This is a genomic window from Sphingomonas sp. BL-S-28, from assembly GCF_055521515.1.
The window spans coordinates 763,082-780,716 of sequence record NZ_CM145484.1; the positions used below are offsets into that span (position 1 = coordinate 763,082).

Below are 17,635 nucleotides of genomic sequence, written 5' to 3' on the forward strand. Positions count from 1 at the left end.
AAGGAAGCGGGGCCCCCGCCTTTGGGGGGGGGGCGACGGAGTGTTTTGGTGCGGGGCGGTTTGGTCCAACCAAGTTTGGCTCTAGACTCCAAACGAAAAACGGGGGCTTCCGGATGTCCGGAAGCCCCCGTTTCTATGTCAGCGCTCCGATCGGGATCAGCCGGTGATCCCCGCCGCCGCCAGCACCGCCAGCGTCAGCACGTCCGGGGCGATCGCGGTCATCGGCACGATCTGCACCGGCTTTTCGGCACCGATCAACATCGGCCCGATCGAGGTCGTCCCGCCGATTTCCTTGAGCAACTTGGCCGAGATATTGGCCGATTGCAGACCCGGCATGATCAGCACGTTGGCAGGCGCCGAAAGGCGGCTGAACGGATAGAGCTTCATGATCTTCGGGTTCAGCGCGGCGTCGGGGGCCATTTCGCCCTCGTACTCGAAGTCCGGCTTTTCCTCGTCAAGGATGCGGATCGCCTCGCGCGTCTGCTCCAGCCACTTGCCCGACGGGTTGCCGAAAGTGGAGTAGCTGAGGAAGGCCACGCGCGGCTCATGGCCCAGGCGGCGCGCGACGGCGGCGGTTTCCTTGGCAATCACGGCAAGCTGCTCGGCAGTCGGACGCTCGTTGATCGTTGTGTCGGCCATGAACACGGTGTGGTTCTTGCCAACCAGCATGTGGATGCCGAAAGCCAGCTTGCCCTCGGCCGGGTCCAGCACGCGGCGCACTTCCTTGATGGTCTGCGCGAAGGGCCGGGTCATGCCGGTGATCATGGCATCGCCCACGCCCAGCTTGAGCAGGCCGGAGGCGAAGATGTTGCGATCGGTATTGACCATGCGCTGCACGTCGCGCTGCAGGAAGCCGCGGCGCTTCAGGCGTTCGTAGACCATCTCCACCATCGGGCCGACATGGTCGGACACCATCGAGTTCTCGATATGGAAGCTTTCCGGATCGGGCACGCCCAGTTCGGCCATCTTGTCGAGGATGACCTGCGTGCGGCCCACCAGGATCGGTTCGCCATAGCCGAAGTCGCGGTACTGGATCGCCGCGCGCAGCACGACTTCGTTGTCGGCCTCTGCAAAGATCATGCGCTTGGGATTGGCACGGACCTGCTCGTAGACGCGGGTGAGCACCGAAGTGGTCGGATTCAGGCGCGCCTTCAGCTGATCGCGATAGGCTTCGAAGTCCTCGATCGGGCGGCCGGCAACGCCGGAATCCATCGCCGCCTTGGCAACCGCCATCGACACCACTTCCATCAGGCGCGGATCGAACGGCGCCGGGATGATGTAGTCGCGGCCGAACTGCTGCGCTTCACCGTAAGCAGCCGCAACGTCTTCGTGCACCTGCTCGCGCGCCAGTTCGGCGATGGCCTTGGCAGCGGCGATCTTCATCTCTTCGTTGATCGCGGTGGCCGAAACGTCCAGCGCGCCGCGGAAGATGAAGGGGAAGCCCAGCACGTTGTTGACCTGGTTCGGATAGTCCGAACGGCCGGTGGCGACGATCGCGTCGGGCCGTACCGCCTTGGCTTCGGGCGGGGTGATTTCCGGATCGGGGTTGGCCATCGCGAAGATGATCGGTTCCGGCGCCATGTCCTTCACCATGTCCGGCGTCAGTGCACCCTTGGCCGAAAGGCCCAGGAACACGTCCGCGCCGACGAGCGCTTCGGTCAGCGTGCGCTTGTCGGTCTTTACCGCGTGGGCGGACTTGAACTGGTCCACCTTCTCGCGGCCCGGATAGATCACGCCGCGCGTGTCGCAGACCAGCACGTTCTCATGCTTGACGCCGATCGACTTGATCAGCGCGGTGCAGGCCAGCGCCGATGCGCCGGCGCCGTTCACCACCACCTTGATCTCATCCAGCTTGCGGCCGGTGATGAGGCAGGCGTTGATCAGGCCAGCGGCGGCGATGATCGCGGTGCCGTGCTGGTCGTCATGCATGACCGGGATGTTCATCCGTTCACGCAGGGCCTGCTCGATGATGAAGCATTCGGGCGCCTTGATATCCTCAAGGTTGATGCCGCCGAAGCTGGGTTCCATCATGGCGATGGCCTCGATCAGCGCGTCGGTATCCTCGCTGGCGAGTTCGATGTCGATGGAATCGACGTCGGCAAAGCGCTTGAAGAGCACGGCCTTGCCCTCCATCACCGGCTTGGATGCCAGTGCGCCAAGGTTGCCCATGCCCAGGATCGCGGTGCCGTTGGAGATCACGGCGACCAGATTGCCCTTGGCGGTATAATCATAGGCGGTGGCGGGATCGTCGGCGATCGCCTGGACCGGAACGGCCACACCCGGGGAGTAGGCAAGCGAGAGGTCGCGTTGCGTGGCCATCGGCTTTGACGCAACAATCTCGATCTTACCGGGGCGCATGGTGCTGTGATAGAACAGCGCCTCGCGCTCGGTGAACTGGATCTTGGGCTTCTCGGACAAGCGTTTTCTCCCGGATATGGCAGGGGCCCTATCGAATGTTTGCACGACGCGATAGGGGAAAGGCGCGTGCGCGCCGCTTCACAAGAGCCGGGCCCGGGCGCTAACGCTCTCCCCCATGAGCAGCACTTCCGAAACCGCCGGCGTTACCCCGATGATGGCGCAGTACCTTGCCTTGCGCGAGGTGGCGGGCGACTGCCTGCTGTTCTATCGAATGGGCGATTTCTTCGAATTGTTCTTCGACGATGCGAAAACCGCAAGCCAGGTTCTCGACATTGCACTCACCACGCGTGGGGAGCACGGCGGCAAGCCGATTCCGATGTGCGGCGTGCCCGTCCATGCGGCGGAGGGTTATCTTGCCCGGCTGATCAAGGCAGGCTGCCGCGTGGCGATTGCCGAACAGACCGAAACGCCAGCCGAAGCCAAGAAGCGCGGCGGTTCCAAGGCTTTGGTCCGGCGCGATATCGTCCGCTTCGTCACCGCCGGCACGCTGACCGAGGAAGCGCTGCTGGAACCGCGCCGCGCCAACGTGCTGGCGGCGGCCTGCGATCTGCGCGGCGTGGTCGGCATCGCCGCTTGCGACATCTCCACCGGGCGCATGGAACTGGAAGAGTGCCCGCCCGACCGGCTGGGCGCGGCGCTGGCGCGGCTGGGCGCGCGCGAACTGGTGGTGCCGGAGGGCTGGGAACTGGCGCCCGACGGCGCGATTGCCCGTTCGCCTCACGAATTCTCCTCCGATGGTGGCGACGAGCGGCTGAAGCTGGTGCACGGCGTCGCCACTCTGGACGGCTTCGGCACGTTCACGCGGGCCATGCTGGCGGCGGCGGGCGGGCTGATCGCCTATCTCGACCATGTCGGACGCGGCAAGCTGCCGCTGCTGCTGCCGCCCGAAGCGCGTGCCGGCGACGCGGCGCTGGCAATGGACGAGGCGACGCGCGCCAGCCTGGAAATCCTTGAGTCTTCGCAAGGCGGCCGCAAGGGCAGTCTGGTCGAGGCAATCGATCGCTGCGTCACCGGTGCCGGTGCCCGCCAGCTGGCCGAAGACCTCTCCGCGCCGCTGACCGATCGCCACGCGATTGCCGAGCGGCTGGAACTGGTCGAATGGCTGCATGACGATCACCTGCTGCGTGAGGATATGCGCGCGGCGCTGCGGGCGCTGCCGGATATCGGCCGCGCGCTGGGCCGCGTGGTGGCAGGGCGCGGCAGCCCGCGTGACCTTGGACAGCTTCGCGACGGCCTTTCCGGCGCGCGGCGCATCGGCGACCGGCTGGCGCAGATGGACAGCCTGCCGATTTTGCTCGACCGGCTGATGCCCGAACTGGGCGGACATGCGGGGCTGGTCGATCACTTCGCGCAGGCGCTGGTGGAAACGCCGCCGACCGAGCGCGGGCAGGGCGGCTATATCGCCAGCGGCTATGACGCCGGGCTGGACGAGCTGCGCGTCACGTCGGGCAATGCGCGCCGTGCGATCGCCGCGCTGGAAGCGAAGTACCGCGAGGAAACCGGCGTTGCCGCGCTGAAGATCAAGCACAACAACGTGCTTGGCTACTTCATCGAAGTGCCGCAGCGCCATGCCGACAAGTTGCTGGAGCCGGACAGCGGCTTCTCGCACCGCCAGACCATGGCCGGCGCGATGCGCTTCAACGCGCTGGCGCTGCATGAGGAGGCGAGCCGTATCACCGAGGCTGGCGCCCATGCGCTCGCCGCCGAGGAAGCGCATTTCGAGGAACTGGTGGCCGAAGCCGTGGCCGCCCGCCACGCCATCGCCCGCACCGCCGCCGCGCTCGCCCGTTTCGACGTTGCCGCCGGGCAGGCCGAGCGCGCGGCCGAAGGCGGCTGGACCCGGCCCGAAGTGGTCGACGGCCTCTCGCTCGATATCGAGGGCGGCCGCCACCCGGTGGTCGAGGCCGCGCTGAAGGTTCAGGGCGAACGCTTCGTCGCCAACGACTGCCGTCTTGCCAGCCATGACCGACTCTGGCTGATCGGCGGCCCCAACATGGGCGGTAAGTCGACCTTCCTGCGCCAGAACGCGCTGATCGTGCTGCTGGCGCAGGCCGGCGGTTTCGTGCCGGCCAAGTCGGCGCGGATCGGCATGGTGGACCGCCTGTTCAGCCGCGTCGGCGCGTCGGACAATCTTGCGCGCGGTCGTTCGACCTTCATGGTGGAAATGGTGGAAACCGCCGCCATTCTGGCGCAGGCGACCGATCGCAGCTTCGTCATCCTCGACGAAGTGGGCCGCGGTACCTCGACTTATGACGGCCTTGCCCTGGCATGGGCGGTGGCCGAAGCCGTCCACGAAACCAATCGCTGCCGCTGCCTCTTCGCCACGCACTATCACGAGATGGCGCGGCTGGGCGAAACCTGCGAGGCGCTTTCGCTCCACCATGTCCGCGCGCGCGAGTGGAAGGGCGATCTGGTGCTGCTCCACGAACTGGCCGAGGGGCCGGCGGACCGCAGCTACGGCCTTGCCGTCGCGCGCCTTGCCGGCGTGCCGCCCAAAGTCATCAGCCGTGCCAAGTCGGTGCTGGAAAAGCTGGAGAAGGGCCGCGCGGAAACCGGCGGCCTTGCGGCTGGCCTTGGTGACCTGCCGCTGTTCGCGGCGGCGCACGAAGCGCATGAGGAACAGTGCGATGCCCTGCGCGACAAGCTGCGCGAGATGGACATCGACGCGCTGAGCCCGCGCGATGCGCTGGAAATCCTCTACGACCTGAAGCGAGAGGCGGGCACGGAGTCTTAACCAGTCTGCGCTAGGCTGCGGGCATGTTCGGACCCAAGATCAGGAACGTCTTCAAGAGCCGTTGGCAGGCGCTGTTCTGGTCTGCGAGCGTGCTGCTGACCGCTTATTGCTCGGTACCCTCGACCGATGGCGACGACGATTCGGTGACGAAGTTCGCGGAAAACGTCGCGGCACGTGTCGGCCAGCAGAAGCCCGAGCACAAGAACCCGTGGGCGAAGGACCCGGCGCCGAACTGAATTGTTCGGTCAACGTCGCACATCGACCAACAATTCCCGTCGTCCCCGCGCAGGCGGGGACCCCGCTTTTCTCTTGCGGGCGTGGCGAGAAGGAAGCGGGGCCCCCGCCTTCGCGGGGGCGACGAAGTGTTGTTGTAGAGGTGGCTCTCAGTTGTTTGTCCGGCGGATAGCCCGACGAAACTCTATCTCAGCTATCGTCGTCCTCGAAATCCTCGTCGGCCGCGTTCTGCGCGCCGTAGCGGTTTTCAAGATCGTCCATCGTCTCTTCACCGCGATAAGCGGACATGTCGATGACGCCGCTGGAATCCATCTGGTTCATGTGGTCGACCAGATCTTCGACGTCATCCTCGTCGTCGATGCCGCCTTTCACTTTCTCGCTGTCTTCCAGGCCGAACGGGTCGGTGGCGCGATCCTGTGCCTCTTCGGCAACGGACTGGGCCTGCGCGTCCTCGTCGTCCTGTTCGGGATTGAAGGTCTCGGGCGTGGAATCGTCTGGACGGTCGATCATGGCGAGTCTCCTTTGCCGGGTTAACGGCTAAGGGATCGTCCGGGTTCCGGTATTGGACGAACGCGACGGAAAGCGATCTTCCCGTCGCGCCTGTCGCTCAGCGCGTCGGAACCGGCACTTCGCCGGAGTAATCGTAGAAGCCCCGGCCGGACTTGCGGCCGTACCAGCCGGCCTCGACATACTTCTGCAGCAGCGGGGCGGGGCGGTACTTCGGATCGCCGGTAGTGGAGAGGAACACCTTCATGATCTCGTAAAGCGTATCGAGGCCCACGAAATCGGCCAGCGTCAGCGGGCCCATCGGGTGATTGGCGCCCAGTCGCATGCCGGCGTCGATATCCTCGACCGAGGCGAGCCCTTCGCCCAGCACGAAGATCGCCTCATTGAGCAGCGGGCAGAGGATGCGGTTGACCACGAAGCCCGGCGCATCGCCGGCCAGCACCACGGTCTTGCCCAGCGCTTCGCCGAAAGCCTTCATCCGCGCGGTGGTTTCAGCCGAGGTCGCAAGGCCGGGGATCACTTCCACCAGGCCCATCACCGGCACCGGGTTGAAGAAGTGCAGCCCGCAGAACCGCGCGGCGTCGGGCGAGCTGGCGGCCATGCGGGTGATCGGGATCGAACTGGTGTTGGAGGCAAGAATGGCATTCGCGCCCAGAACTTCGCCCACGGCGGCGAAGATCTTCAGCTTGATATCCTCACGCTCGGTCGCGGCCTCGATGATCAGGTCGCAGTCGCCCATGCCGGAATAGTCGCCCGCCGTGGTGATGCGGGGCAGCAGCGCGTCGACGTCGGCCTGGGTGATCTTTTCCTTGGCCACCAGCCGGGCGAGGCCCTTGGCGATGCCGGCCTTGCCCTTTTCGGCGATATCGATCGCAATATCGGACAGGACGACGTCCATACCCTTGCTCGCCACGGTCTGGGCGATGCCCGAACCCATGATGCCCGCGCCGATGATTCCGACTTTCCGCACTGCCCAACTCCTCTGATGATCCCGTTGTTCCGGCTGGATTATCACCGGCGATCGGGAAGGGAACCTAGCGGTTTTGACCGGGCACCCAAAGCACGTCGTCCGCGCCGCCCGAATTCACCGCCCGGGCGAGGACGAAGAGGTAGTCGCTGAGGCGATTGAGATAGGATAGCGCGGCCGGATTGGCGGGCACTTCGGCCGCCATGGCGACGGCGGCACGCTCCGCTTTGCGGGCAGAGGCGCGGGCCACGTGAACACGCGCGGCGGCTTCGCTGCCGCCAGGCAGGATGAAGCTCTTGAGCGGCTGGAGATGGGCGTTGATCGCGTCGATCTCGCCTTCCAGCCAGGTGACTTGCGGGAAGACGATCCGCAAGGTCATTTCACCGGGGGTGAAGTCGTCGCCCGGCGTCGCAAGATCCGCGCCCAGATCGAACAGGTCGTTCTGGATGCGCGTGAGCACGGCGGCGTGCGGCCTTTGCGCGAGCGCACAGACGGCAAGGCCGATGGCGCAGTTCGTCTCATCCACCGCGCCGATCGCTTCCATGCGCGCGGCGTACTTGGGCAGGCGCGAACCGTCGACGAGGCCCGTGGTGCCGTCGTCACCCGTGCGGGTGTAGATCTTGTTGAGCTTTACCAATGTATCAGCGCGCCATCGCCAGCAGGATCGCGCAGACCACCACGGCGGCGGCCTGATACTTGATGCGGTTGAACATCATCTTGTTCTGCAGAAGCTGGTTCGCGGTAGGCCCGGTAGCGTTCGGATCGCGGTGCAGGTCTTCCTTCGTGCTCTGCATGAAAGCGACGATGCCGCGCACGAGGCTGACGACGACCATGATCATCAGCAGGATGATGATGGGGATGAGAATGGTGCTCATGCCTGTTGGTCTACGCCCGCCGAAAGCGAAATGCCAGCGGGGAAGCGGCCCCGCCGAAGCGCCTCCACGATGGCTTTGCCGTCCTCTCCCGCGCGCCGCCGGTCGCCCAGCGAAGGCGATCCGCGTCGTTTGGCCAGCTTGCGCCCATCGGGCTCGATCAGCAGCGGGTGATGGTGCCATATCGGCGCCGGCAGGCCGAGTAGCGCCTGCAGCAACCGGTGGACATGGCTGGCCGGAAACAGGTCCATCCCGCGCGTGACCAAGGTGATGCCGTCCGCCGCATCGTCCAGCGTGGCGGCAAGGTGGTAGCTGGCGGGCAGATCCTTGCGCAGCAGCACGACATCGCCGAAAATCTCAGGGGTGGCACGTTGCGGGCCGGCCAGTTCGTCGGTCCATTCAAGTGGTCCGGTCAGCTTCAGCCCGCGGGCGATGTCAAGCCGCCATGCCGCGCCTTCCGGATCGACCTGTTCATGGCGGCAGGTGCCGGGGTAGACCGGGCCGTCCGGCCCCATCTGCGTGGCGGCGGCGGCAATCTCGGCGCGGGTGCAGCGGCAGGGATAGAGCAGGCCCATGGCCATCAGGCGCTCGCCCGCTTCGGCATAGCTGGCGAGGCGGCGGGACTGGAATCCCGCTTCGCCATCCCACGCAAGGCCTAGCCATTCGAGGTCCAGAAAGAATTCCTCGACGAATTCGGCGCGGCTGCGTTCGCCGTCGATATCCTCGATCCGCAAAAGAAATTCGCCGCCGCCGGAGCCATGTCGTTGCCGGGCAAGGTCATGTGCCACCACGGCGGCATAGGCATGGCCAAGGTGGAGCGGGCCGTTGGGGCTGGGTGCGAAGCGGGTTCGGATCATCTTCCGGCATCCCTAGCCGTTGCAGGGCTTGTCGCAAGGGCCTGTAACCCTGTGGGTAAGTCTGGGATAGTTTGTGTGCTGTCTGTGGGCGAGTTGTGGGCAGGTTGTGGAATCATTGTGGCGAAGCTGTGGATTGTTGTATGGAGCCGACCCCGCCTCGGCTTGACGCCGACTCGTGTAGATGCTGCAAAGAAACCCATGCGTTGCCATGAAACCGCAATGACAGCCTGCGACAGGAGGCCATGCTCAGATCGGAGCTGATCGAGCGCGCGGCCCGGTTCCGCAGCGCGGAGGATGACCCCTCCCGAAGTCTTTCGGACTGCCCTGCGCTAGTGCTTAATGCGGATTACACGCCGCTTTCCTACTACCCCCTCAGCCTCTGGCCCTGGCAGACCGCGATCAAGGCGATCTGTCTCGAAAGAGTGGACATCATCTCCAGCTACGACCGGGTGGTCCACAGCCCCAGCTGGTCGATGCAGATCCCCTCGGTCATCGCGCTTCGCCAATATGTGAAGCCTTCCGAATTCCCCGCGTTCACGCGTTTCAACCTGTTCCTGCGCGATCGCTTCAGCTGCCAGTACTGCGGCTCTCCCCACCAGCTTACCTTCGACCATGTGGTGCCGCGCCGGCTTGGCGGGCGGACGAGCTGGGAAAACATCCTCACCGCCTGTGCGCCCTGCAACCTGAAGAAGGGCGGACGCACGCCGAAGCAGGCGAACATGCCGCCGCTGGTCGCGCCGATCCGGCCTACCAGCTGGCAATTGCAGGAACGCGGCCGCGCCTTCCCGCCGAACTATCTCCACGAAACCTGGCGCGACTGGCTCTATTGGGACATCGAGCTGGAGGCCTGAGTGCGCCCCGCCTTCGGGCAGGCGCCGACCGGGCTTCCTTGTGCATTCGCATCGGCCGGTTATGGTCTTGGCATGCGACGCGCTGCTTTCTCCTTGATCTTGCTGGCGACAATCAGCGTCGCAGGGTGTTCGCAGCCTGAGCGGATCGCCTGCACGGCCCCCCGGGCCCATTGGAAGGATTCCCGATCGATCTCGGCCGAAGGCGTTCAAAACCGGATCGCGCTGGACCGGCATGGGGCGGCCTATTGGAACGGCGTATCGGTTTCGAGCGGGGAAGTGACGGCGCTTCTCGAAAAAGCGCGGACATATCAGCCGATGCCGGCAATCGTGCTTCAGACCGAGATGGGAACACCGTGCAGGGCCCTCGATAGGTTGCGCGACAAGATCGACCGGATTTACGAGTGCAGGAAGAAAGACCACGTCTGCGTCGAAGGCATAGCGGACCCGGTTCCGTTGCCGCCATCGAAGGCAATTGGCCCTCAGGCGAATCGGTAGACCGGTCGATCAAATTCCCAGCATTTCGGGGCGGAACAGCCGCTTACGCGATACTCGCTTGCCGGAAAGCATGAACTGGCCGTCACCGAGGTAGTGCACGAACTCCGGTTCCTTGGGGCTGACGGCGGCGCGGATGCGCAGGACTTCGAGGATGAACAGGTCATACTGCGCCACCATGGCGTCGTCGTGGATGCGGCATTCAAGCTGGGCGTGGCATTGCGGCAGCAGCGGGGCGGTGACATGGCGGGCAGGCTCGCGCTCGATGCCGAACTCCGCGAACTTGTCGACCTTCGCGCCGCTGCAATTGCCGATCCGCACCACGGTATCGAGCAGGGCACTGGTTGGCACGTTGATCGTGCAATTCCCGCTCCGGCGCAGCATGGCGTGGCTGTGGTTGCCGCGTGAGACGAGGCAGGAGATCAACGCAGGCGTGAATTCCAGCACCTGATGCCAGCCCATCGTCATCACGTTATCCCGCCCGCCATCATGGGTGGCGAGCAGGACGACTGGGCCGGGTTCCAGGAAGTGCCGTGCGTGAGAGGGGGGAAGGTCGTGCCACTGCGCCATGCCGTGCTCCTTTGCCGGGGCCGGTCAAGGAGCGCGTCAGGCGGGAGCGGGTTCCCTCAGTGAAGGGTTTCGGCTTCCGGCGAAGCGGCGTCCACTCCTTGGTCCACGGCGGTGGTGAGTGCCACGTCCATCGTCACATTGCCGACCGTGCGCATCAGGTCCGGCAGCACTTCCACCGCGACCAGCACGCCCAGCGGCCAGAGCGGCACGCCCATGGCAGCGGCGATCGGCCCGATCGAGGAAACGAAGCTGATCGTGCCGGGTAGGGAGACGGCGCCGAACGTGGTCGCAAAGGCCACCAGCGCGCCGGCGGCAAGGGCGCCGGTGGTGAGTTCGAGCCCGGCCAGCTTGGCGGCATAGACGGCAACCGCCATGTTCATCGCCGGGCCCGTGGCGCGGAACAGGGTGACGGCCAGCGGCAGCACGAATTCCGAAGTCGTCGCCGAAACGCCCAGCTTGCGGCTGGAAGCGAGCATGGCGGGGACCGTCGCGATCGAGGACTGGGTGGAGATGGCGACGATCTGCGCGGGCAGCATCGCGGCGGCAAAGGCCGGCAGCGAGCGGCGGCCGGAGAATACGGCGATCAGGTAGCCGGCGACCATCACCACGGTGCCCACGGCGGTCACCAGCACGATGTAGTGCGCCAAAGCGCCCAGCGCGGCGCCGCCACTGCGTACGCCCAGGCCGAAGCCCAGCGCGAAAACGCCGATCGGCGCCAGCATCAGCACCCAGCCGATCACCACCATCATCGCGCCCGCCAGCCCTTCGAACAGCACCGCCAGCAAGCGGCGCGGCTCGTCCGCCAGCTTGGTGGAGGCGATGGCGAAAAGGGCGACGAAGACGATCACCGGCAGCATCGCATCCGCCGCAGCGGCGGAGATCACGTTCTCCGGCATCAGCGAGGAGAGGAAGTCGGCGATCCCCGGAACTTTGCCCGGATCCTCCGGATGCGCGAACTGCACGCCGGGGGGGATCGGGAAGAACTTGAGCAGCAGCGGCATCGCCACCGCGCCAAGCGTGGCGCTGAAGGCGAGGAAGCCGACGATGGTGCCCAGCGTGCGCCGCGCCATGGCGCCGGCCTGCGCGACGGCGATGGTCTCGACAATGCCCGAAAACAGCAGCCCGGCGACCAGCGGCAGGATCGTCATCTGCAGGCCCTGCAGCCACAGCGAGCCTATGGGGCCCACTGCTTCGAGCACGGGCACGGCTTCCGGCTTGCCCGCAAGGACGAGGCCGAGGACCAGTCCGCCGACAAGGCCGATCAGCGTCAGCGTGCCGGGAACGCGAATCTCGGGAATGCGGGAGGCACTCGTTTCGGCGGCCATGGGGCTAGGGGTATTCATCGGGCTCCTGGGGAAATGCGACCTTCGTCGTTGTTCTCCATAATGTCCTGCGCGGCGCATGGCAATTTACCCTGGGCTTGGGTAAGAGCACGCGTCATTCGCCATTCACGAAATGGTCGCCAAGGGGCAGGTCATGAGCAGACAATATTTCGGCACCGACGGCATTCGCGGCCGCACCAACCAAGGCGCTATGACCGCGGCCATCGCCATGAAGGTCGGCCAGGCGGCCGGCACGCGCTTTCTGCGCGGCACGCACCGCCACCGCGTGGTAATCGGCAAGGATACGCGGCTTTCGGGCTACATGCTGGAAAACGCCATGGTCGCCGGGTTCACCAGCGTCGGCATGGACGTGGTGCTGCTGGGCCCGATGCCGACCCCGGCCGTCGCGCTGCTGACCCGCGAACTGCGCGCCGACGTGGGCGTGATGATCTCCGCCAGCCACAACCCGTATGAGGACAATGGCATCAAGCTGTTTGGCCCCGATGGCTTCAAGCTTTCCGACGAGGATGAGCTGGCGATCGAGGCGATGCTGGCGCAGGACATTCCGCTCGCCGCGTCCGAGGAAATCGGCCGGGCCCGCCGCATCGATGACGCGCGGGGCCGTTATATCCACGCGGTGAAGCGCTCGCTGCCGGAGGCGGTGCGCCTCGACGGCCTGAAGATCGCAGTCGATTGCGCCAATGGCGCGGCCTATCAGGTGGCTCCTTCGGCCTTCTGGGAACTGGGCGCCGAAGTGGTGTCGATCGGCGTGACGCCGAATGGCAAGAACATCAATGCCAAGTGCGGCTCCACCCATGTCGAAGCGCTGCAGGAAACCGTGGTTTCCTCTGGCGCGGACATCGGCATCGCTCTCGATGGTGACGCGGACCGCCTGATCGTGGTGGACGAGAAGGGCAAGACCGTCGACGGCGACCAGATCATGGCGCTGATCGGCACCCAACTGGCCGCGCGCGGCGCGCTGCGCGGCGGCGGCGTGGTGGCGACGGTCATGTCGAACCTCGGCCTCGAACGGTACCTAAACGCACAGGGCCTGACGCTGGAGCGCACCAAAGTGGGTGACCGTCACGTGCTGGAGCGGATGCGCGCGGGCGGCTTCAATGTCGGCGGCGAACAGTCCGGCCACATGATCCTGCTCGACCATGCGACCACCGGCGACGGCACCGTGGCGGCGCTGCAGGTGCTGGCCGCGCTGGTCCAGTCCGGCAAGCCGGCGAGCGAGGTGCTCCACCTGTTCGATCCGGTGCCGCAGCTTCTGCGCAATGTGCGCTTCGCCGGTGGGAAGCCGCTTGAGGCCGACCGGGTGAAGGCGGTGATTGCCGAGGCAGAGGCAGCGCTGAACGGCAAGGGCCGCCTGGTGATCCGCGCTTCGGGCACGGAGCCGGTGATCCGCGTCATGGCGGAAGGGGACAATGCCGGTGAGGTCGAGGCGGCGGTCGCCTCCATCTGCGCCGCCGTGGAAGAGGCTGCTGCGTAATCCTTCGACAGGCTCAGGATGCACCCTTCGACAGGCTCAGGATGAGCGGGAGATTTTGAATGCTTGAAATGCGCCCCGATTGCGAACGCTGCGGCACGGATCTGCCTGCTGAGGCGCCCGGTGCCTTCATCTGCAGCTTCGAATGCACGTTTTGCGTCGAATGCGCCGAGGCTCTCGACGACCTTTGCCCCAATTGCAGCGGCGAACTGGTTGACCGGCCGACGCGCGCGAAGCGGCATTTCGATTCCGCGCCTCCCTCCAAGGAGCGGCGCTTCAAGGGCTGATTGGTTCGCGCGGAGGCGCGGAGGGATTTGGCCGCGCAGCAGGCTCTCCATTCCACCGACTGCGCTGAACGCCAACACCGGAATAGAGGGCCTGCGGTGCCGCATGCTTCTCCGCGCCTCCGCGCCTCCGCGCCTCCGCGCGAAACCCTAACAGCGCCCCCGCTTGTCGAACGCCGCCGGTGCTGCCATCAGCCTCGGCCATGATCACACCGCCCAAGACAGCTCCGGCCCGCATCCTCTCCATCGCCGGTTCCGATTCCTCGGGCGGTGCGGGCATTCAGGCCGATATCAAGACGATCACCGTACTGGGCGGTTATGCCATGACGGCGATCACCGCGATCACCGCGCAGAATACCTGCGGCGTGACCGACGTGGTGGCGCTCTCGCCGGAGATGGTGGCGGCACAGATCGATGCCTGCGTCAGCGACGTCGGCGTCGATGCGGTGAAGATCGGTATGCTCGGCAGCCCCGAGATCGCGCATGTTGTTGCCGAGCGGCTGGAAGCGCTGAATGTGCCGGTCGTGTTCGATCCGGTGATGATCGCCACCAGTGGATCGATCCTCGCGGACAAGGCCACGATCGCGGCTTTCGAACGGCTGATGGCGCTGGCTACGCTGACGACGCCCAATGTGCCCGAACTGGCGGTGCTCGGCGGTGACGAGGGCATGGCGGCGCGCGGTGTGACTTATATCGCCAAGGGCGGCGATGCCGATGGGCCAGTGGTCGAGGATCGTCTCGTGCGTCCCGGCGAGGCTCCGATGGTATGGACCGCGCCGCGCATCGAAACGCGGCACAGCCACGGCACCGGTTGCACTTTTTCCAGCGCCATCGCCACCTGCATGGGGCGCGGTGACGATCTGGTGTCGGCCATCGAGCAGGCGCGGGATTTCGTGCGCGCCGCCTTGCTGGCCGCGCCGGGCTTCGGCGCCGGGCATGGTCCGCTAGGGCATCACGCGATCCACTGAAGGCCTATCGCGGCGCGTCGAGCCTGAGGTAGACGCTGTCGCACCAGACTTCGCCCACTTGCCATGTCCGCTTGGCCCGGCCGGTTTCCTGAAAACCCAGGCGGGCGAGCAGCGTCAGCGAGCGCTCGTTACGTGGGTCCACGTCGGCCGTGACATGAGTCAGCCGGTGAACCGCAAAGGCACGGTCAATCACCGCCTCCAGCGCCTCGCGGGCGTAACCCCGGCCCCAGAAGGCAGGATCGAGGATGAAGCCGATCTCGGGAAAGCGCCAGAGTCCGGCTTTGCCGATTACCCGGCCGTCCAGCGTGACGATGAAGTCCTCCCCCTGATCGGGCGGAATGGCAATCATCCCGGCCAGCCAGTCGCGCGTTTCGGCAATGTCGCTGTGGGGTGGCCGCGACCAGTAGGCCATGGCGTCCGGCTGCACGAAGATCGCATGAAGCGCTTCGGCGTCACCGGGAAGGGCAGGGCGCAGCAGCTGCCTTTCGGTGCGAAGCTGCGCCCCGGTCATTCCATCAACCGCAGTCGAGGTCGTAGAAGTCGCGGACGACCTTCCAGCCTTCCTCGGCGGTTTCGCACCAGTGGAACAGCTTGAGATCGGCCTTGTTGATCACGCCTTCCTCGGCCAGCGCCTCGAAATTGACGACGCGTTCCCAGAATTCGCGGCCGTAGAGCAAGATCGGCATCGGCTTCATCTTGCCGGTCTGGATCAGGGTCAGCAGTTCGAAGAACTCGTCGAAGGTGCCGAAGCCGCCCGGGAACACCGCCACCGCGCGGGCGCGCAGCAGGAAGTGCATCTTGCGCAGCGCGAAGTAGTGGAACTGGAACGAGAGGCGCGGCGTCACATAAGGGTTGGGCGCCTGCTCATGCGGCAGCACGATGTTCAGCGCCAGCGTCTCGGCGCCGACTTCGCGGGCACCGCGATTGGCCGCTTCCATGATCGAGGGGCCGCCGCCGGAGCAGACCACGAACTGGCGCATGCCCTTTTCCACCACCGCGCACTTACTGGCGATCTGGGCGAGTTCGCGGGCGACTTCGTAATACTTGGCCTTGGCAACGAGACGCCCGGCAACCACCTTTTCCTCTTCGGTGGTGGCGCGGGCCAGCACCGCGTCGCACTGTTCGGGCGAGGGGATGCGGGCGGAGCCGTACATTACCAGCGTGGAGCCGATGTTCGCCTCTTCCAGCAGCATTTCCGGCTTCAGCAGCTCAAGCTGGAAGCGGACGGGGCGCAATTCGTCGCGCAGCAGGAATTCGGTGTCCTGGAAGGCCAGGCGGTAGGAGGGGTTCTGCGTCTGCAGCGTGCCTTCCTGCGCATCGGCGAAAGAGGCTTCCTGCTCGGCCTTGTAGAACCGGCGTTTGGTGACTTTGGTGTCTTCAGTATCGCTCATCGGGGTACCATGGCCGCAGGACGCGGCGTGAGAAAGCACAAATATCTAGGGCGCTTGCGGTTGCATGCAAGAGATGGGCTCGCCTAGTTTCGATTCCATGACGAATTCGATCCTCACGCGCCGCGCGGCGCTGGCCGGTATGGGCATTGTGGCGGCCTCGGCGGCGATGCCAGCGCTTCCCGCGTTTTCAGCCCCTGCCGCGCCCCGGCTGGTGAAGCCGCCGCGCCTGCGCGAAGGGGATGTGCTGGGGCTGGTCGCGCCCGCCGGGTTCATTGGCGACCGCTTCGGGCTGGACGAAGTCATGGCCACGGTGCGCGCGATGGGCCTTGTGCCGAAACCGGCACCGCACATGCTGGAGCGCGAAGGCTACCTCGCCGGTTCCGATCGCACGCGGGCAGACGATCTGACCGCCATGTTCGCCGATCCCGAAGTGCGCGGGGTGATGTCGGTGCGCGGCGGTTGGGGCTGCGCGCGGATCCTGCCCCTGCTGGACTATGCGAAGATCGCCCGGAATCCGAAGCTGTTCGTGGGCTTCAGCGACAATACCGCGCTCCACCTCGCCTTTGCGGCGCGCACGGGGGTTGCCAGTATCCATGGCCCCAATGCCGGGGCCTCCTGGCCGCCCGCCGCATGGACGAATTTCCACGCGCTGGCGTTCGAGGGGGCGACGCCGACCTGGCAGGTGCCCGAAGGCGCCGACGTCAATCTGGCCGGGCGCGGCAAGGACTTGCGCGTGTTCCACGGCGGCAAGGCACGCGGGCGGCTGCTGGGCGGCAACCTTTCGGTGCTGTCGGCGCTGGTCGGTACGCCCTACCTGCCCGATTTTACCGGCGCGGTGCTGTTTCTGGAGGACACCAACGAATCCGAATACCGGATCGACCGGATGCTGACCCAGTTGGCGCTCGCAGGCGTGTTCGACAAAGTGGCGGGCGTGGTCTTCGGCCAGTGCACCCATTGCACCAATCCCGATGGCGGCTATTCGAATTTCACGATCTACGAAGTGCTGGACCGGCAGTTCGGCGGGCTGAAGGTTCCGGCGTTCCAGGGCCTGCAGATCGGCCACATCGCCGCGCAGGCCAGCGTGCCGGTGGGCCTTCCGGTGGAGATCGACGCCGATGCCGGGACGATGCGCCTGCTGGAGCCGGCGGTCAGCTGATCCTCAATTGATTTTAGGTGCCAGCGCCGGATCGTTCTGACGTCCGAGGCCGTGCTGGGCCACGAGGTCGACATAGAGATATTCGTTCAGCGGATCGGCAAATTCCAATCCCGTGCCGTGCGGATTGTGCCACGCGACGAAGGCCATTGCCGGCCGGCATCCGGGCAGGCCCAGGCTCACCGCTTCGTCGATTTCCAGCACGTCGATGCCCTCGATACGGGCACCGAACCGCGTGAGGTCTTTCAAGACCACGGTGCAGGTCGTGAAGGCACTGCGCAGCTTGGCCATCATCTCGACCGGTTCGCGCTGTTCGCGGCGATCGGGGGCGATGATGGTGATGGGGGGGGCGATTTCGGGTTCGTCCATGCGCTCCGCTTCCGAACGGGTTAACCTCGTGTCTTCATCGTCAGGTTAGGCGGCGTTTCCTTGTCACGGCCTTCCGAGGGCATGAGGGAAAATACCTGTTTGGCGCCGTGATGGACAAATTCGGCGGCTTTTGTGGGTTGAACGGCGGGAAGGG

19 protein-coding genes are annotated in these 17,635 nt (G+C 65.7%); 8 read left to right on the forward strand and 11 right to left on the reverse strand.

What is annotated here, in order from left to right:
- Positions 1 to 156: 156 nt before the first annotated feature.
- Positions 157 to 2,358, reverse strand: a complete 2,202-nt coding sequence (locus tag ACZ1JC_RS12435) for an NADP-dependent malic enzyme (protein ID WP_465138610.1) — start codon at positions 2,356 to 2,358, stop codon at positions 157 to 159.
- Between the two features lie 175 nt (positions 2,359 to 2,533).
- Between ACZ1JC_RS12435 and mutS the strand changes: the two genes are divergently transcribed.
- Complete coding sequence (gene mutS / locus ACZ1JC_RS12440) at positions 2,534 to 5,152, forward strand: DNA mismatch repair protein MutS (protein ID WP_465136567.1); 2,619 nt, start codon at positions 2,534 to 2,536, stop codon at positions 5,150 to 5,152.
- 23 nt (positions 5,153 to 5,175) lie between these two features.
- The gene (locus ACZ1JC_RS12445) at positions 5,176 to 5,388 is read left to right on the forward strand and encodes a hypothetical protein (protein WP_465136566.1); all 213 of its coding nucleotides are present in this window, start codon (positions 5,176 to 5,178) and stop codon (positions 5,386 to 5,388) included.
- A gap of 187 nt (positions 5,389 to 5,575) precedes the next feature.
- On the opposite strand, the gene ACZ1JC_RS12450 is transcribed toward ACZ1JC_RS12445, so the two are convergent.
- The 5 genes from ACZ1JC_RS12450 to gluQRS all read right to left on the reverse strand — a co-directional run bounded on the left by ACZ1JC_RS12450 (position 5,576) and on the right by gluQRS (position 8,589).
- On the reverse strand, positions 5,576 to 5,896 hold the full coding sequence (locus tag ACZ1JC_RS12450) for a hypothetical protein (RefSeq protein WP_465136565.1): 321 nt from the start codon (positions 5,894 to 5,896) through the stop codon (positions 5,576 to 5,578).
- Between the two features lie 97 nt (positions 5,897 to 5,993).
- Positions 5,994 to 6,863 (reverse strand): 3-hydroxyacyl-CoA dehydrogenase family protein, encoded by an 870-nt coding sequence (locus ACZ1JC_RS12455; RefSeq protein ID WP_465136564.1) that lies wholly within the window; start codon positions 6,861 to 6,863, stop codon positions 5,994 to 5,996.
- A gap of 64 nt (positions 6,864 to 6,927) precedes the next feature.
- The gene (locus ACZ1JC_RS12460; RefSeq protein WP_465136563.1) at positions 6,928 to 7,497 is read right to left on the reverse strand and encodes a cob(I)yrinic acid a,c-diamide adenosyltransferase; all 570 of its coding nucleotides are present in this window, start codon (positions 7,495 to 7,497) and stop codon (positions 6,928 to 6,930) included.
- Between the two features lie 4 nt (positions 7,498 to 7,501).
- Positions 7,502 to 7,735: a hypothetical protein gene (locus tag ACZ1JC_RS12465; RefSeq protein ID WP_465136562.1), complete on the reverse strand. Its 234-nt coding sequence runs from the start codon at positions 7,733 to 7,735 to the stop codon at positions 7,502 to 7,504.
- Positions 7,732 to 8,589: a tRNA glutamyl-Q(34) synthetase GluQRS gene (gene gluQRS, locus ACZ1JC_RS12470; protein WP_465136561.1), complete on the reverse strand. Its 858-nt coding sequence runs from the start codon at positions 8,587 to 8,589 to the stop codon at positions 7,732 to 7,734. The genes ACZ1JC_RS12465 and gluQRS overlap by 4 nt, the downstream gene beginning before the upstream one ends.
- Positions 8,590 to 8,831: 242 nt before the next feature.
- Here gluQRS and ACZ1JC_RS12475 point away from each other — a divergent pair, with 242 nt between their 5' ends.
- Positions 8,832 to 9,440, forward strand: a complete 609-nt coding sequence (locus ACZ1JC_RS12475; protein ID WP_465136560.1) for an HNH endonuclease — start codon at positions 8,832 to 8,834, stop codon at positions 9,438 to 9,440.
- Positions 9,441 to 9,935, forward strand: coding sequence for a hypothetical protein (locus ACZ1JC_RS12480; protein WP_465136559.1), 495 nt, complete (start codon positions 9,441 to 9,443; stop codon positions 9,933 to 9,935).
- Positions 9,936 to 9,944: 9 nt separating this feature from the next.
- Here the strand turns inward: ACZ1JC_RS12480 and ACZ1JC_RS12485 are convergent, their stop codons facing one another.
- Both ACZ1JC_RS12485 and ACZ1JC_RS12490 read right to left on the reverse strand, forming a co-directional pair.
- The gene (locus ACZ1JC_RS12485; protein ID WP_465136558.1) at positions 9,945 to 10,502 is read right to left on the reverse strand and encodes a flavin reductase family protein; all 558 of its coding nucleotides are present in this window, start codon (positions 10,500 to 10,502) and stop codon (positions 9,945 to 9,947) included.
- Positions 10,503 to 10,558: 56 nt separating this feature from the next.
- Entirely contained in the window at positions 10,559 to 11,845 is a 1,287-nt protein-coding gene (locus tag ACZ1JC_RS12490) for a dicarboxylate/amino acid:cation symporter (RefSeq protein WP_465136557.1), read from the reverse strand.
- A 133-nt stretch (positions 11,846 to 11,978) separates the two neighbouring features.
- Between ACZ1JC_RS12490 and glmM the strand changes: the two genes are divergently transcribed.
- The 3 genes from glmM (at position 11,979) to thiD (ending at position 14,568) form a co-directional block, all read left to right on the forward strand.
- Positions 11,979 to 13,319, forward strand: a complete 1,341-nt coding sequence (glmM, locus tag ACZ1JC_RS12495; RefSeq protein ID WP_465136556.1) for a phosphoglucosamine mutase — start codon at positions 11,979 to 11,981, stop codon at positions 13,317 to 13,319.
- 59 nt (positions 13,320 to 13,378) lie between these two features.
- Complete coding sequence (locus ACZ1JC_RS12500; protein ID WP_465136555.1) at positions 13,379 to 13,603, forward strand: DUF1272 domain-containing protein; 225 nt, start codon at positions 13,379 to 13,381, stop codon at positions 13,601 to 13,603.
- A 200-nt stretch (positions 13,604 to 13,803) separates the two neighbouring features.
- A complete protein-coding gene (thiD, locus tag ACZ1JC_RS12505) occupies positions 13,804 to 14,568 on the forward strand; it encodes a bifunctional hydroxymethylpyrimidine kinase/phosphomethylpyrimidine kinase (RefSeq protein WP_465136554.1) in 765 nt (254 codons plus the stop codon).
- 4 nt (positions 14,569 to 14,572) lie between these two features.
- On the opposite strand, the gene ACZ1JC_RS12510 is transcribed toward thiD, so the two are convergent.
- Together ACZ1JC_RS12510 and ACZ1JC_RS12515 are read right to left on the reverse strand one after the other, a co-directional pair.
- Positions 14,573 to 15,079: a GNAT family N-acetyltransferase gene (locus tag ACZ1JC_RS12510; protein WP_465136553.1), complete on the reverse strand. Its 507-nt coding sequence runs from the start codon at positions 15,077 to 15,079 to the stop codon at positions 14,573 to 14,575.
- A 4-nt stretch (positions 15,080 to 15,083) separates the two neighbouring features.
- A complete protein-coding gene (locus ACZ1JC_RS12515; protein ID WP_465136552.1) occupies positions 15,084 to 15,959 on the reverse strand; it encodes an LOG family protein in 876 nt (291 codons plus the stop codon).
- Positions 15,960 to 16,056: 97 nt separating this feature from the next.
- Here ACZ1JC_RS12515 and ACZ1JC_RS12520 point away from each other — a divergent pair, with 97 nt between their 5' ends.
- Complete coding sequence (locus ACZ1JC_RS12520) at positions 16,057 to 17,115, forward strand: S66 peptidase family protein (RefSeq protein ID WP_465136551.1); 1,059 nt, start codon at positions 16,057 to 16,059, stop codon at positions 17,113 to 17,115.
- Between the two features lie 3 nt (positions 17,116 to 17,118).
- Here the strand turns inward: ACZ1JC_RS12520 and ACZ1JC_RS12525 are convergent, their stop codons facing one another.
- On the reverse strand, positions 17,119 to 17,481 hold the full coding sequence (locus ACZ1JC_RS12525) for a hypothetical protein (protein WP_465136550.1): 363 nt from the start codon (positions 17,479 to 17,481) through the stop codon (positions 17,119 to 17,121).
- Positions 17,482 to 17,635 lie beyond the last annotated feature (154 nt).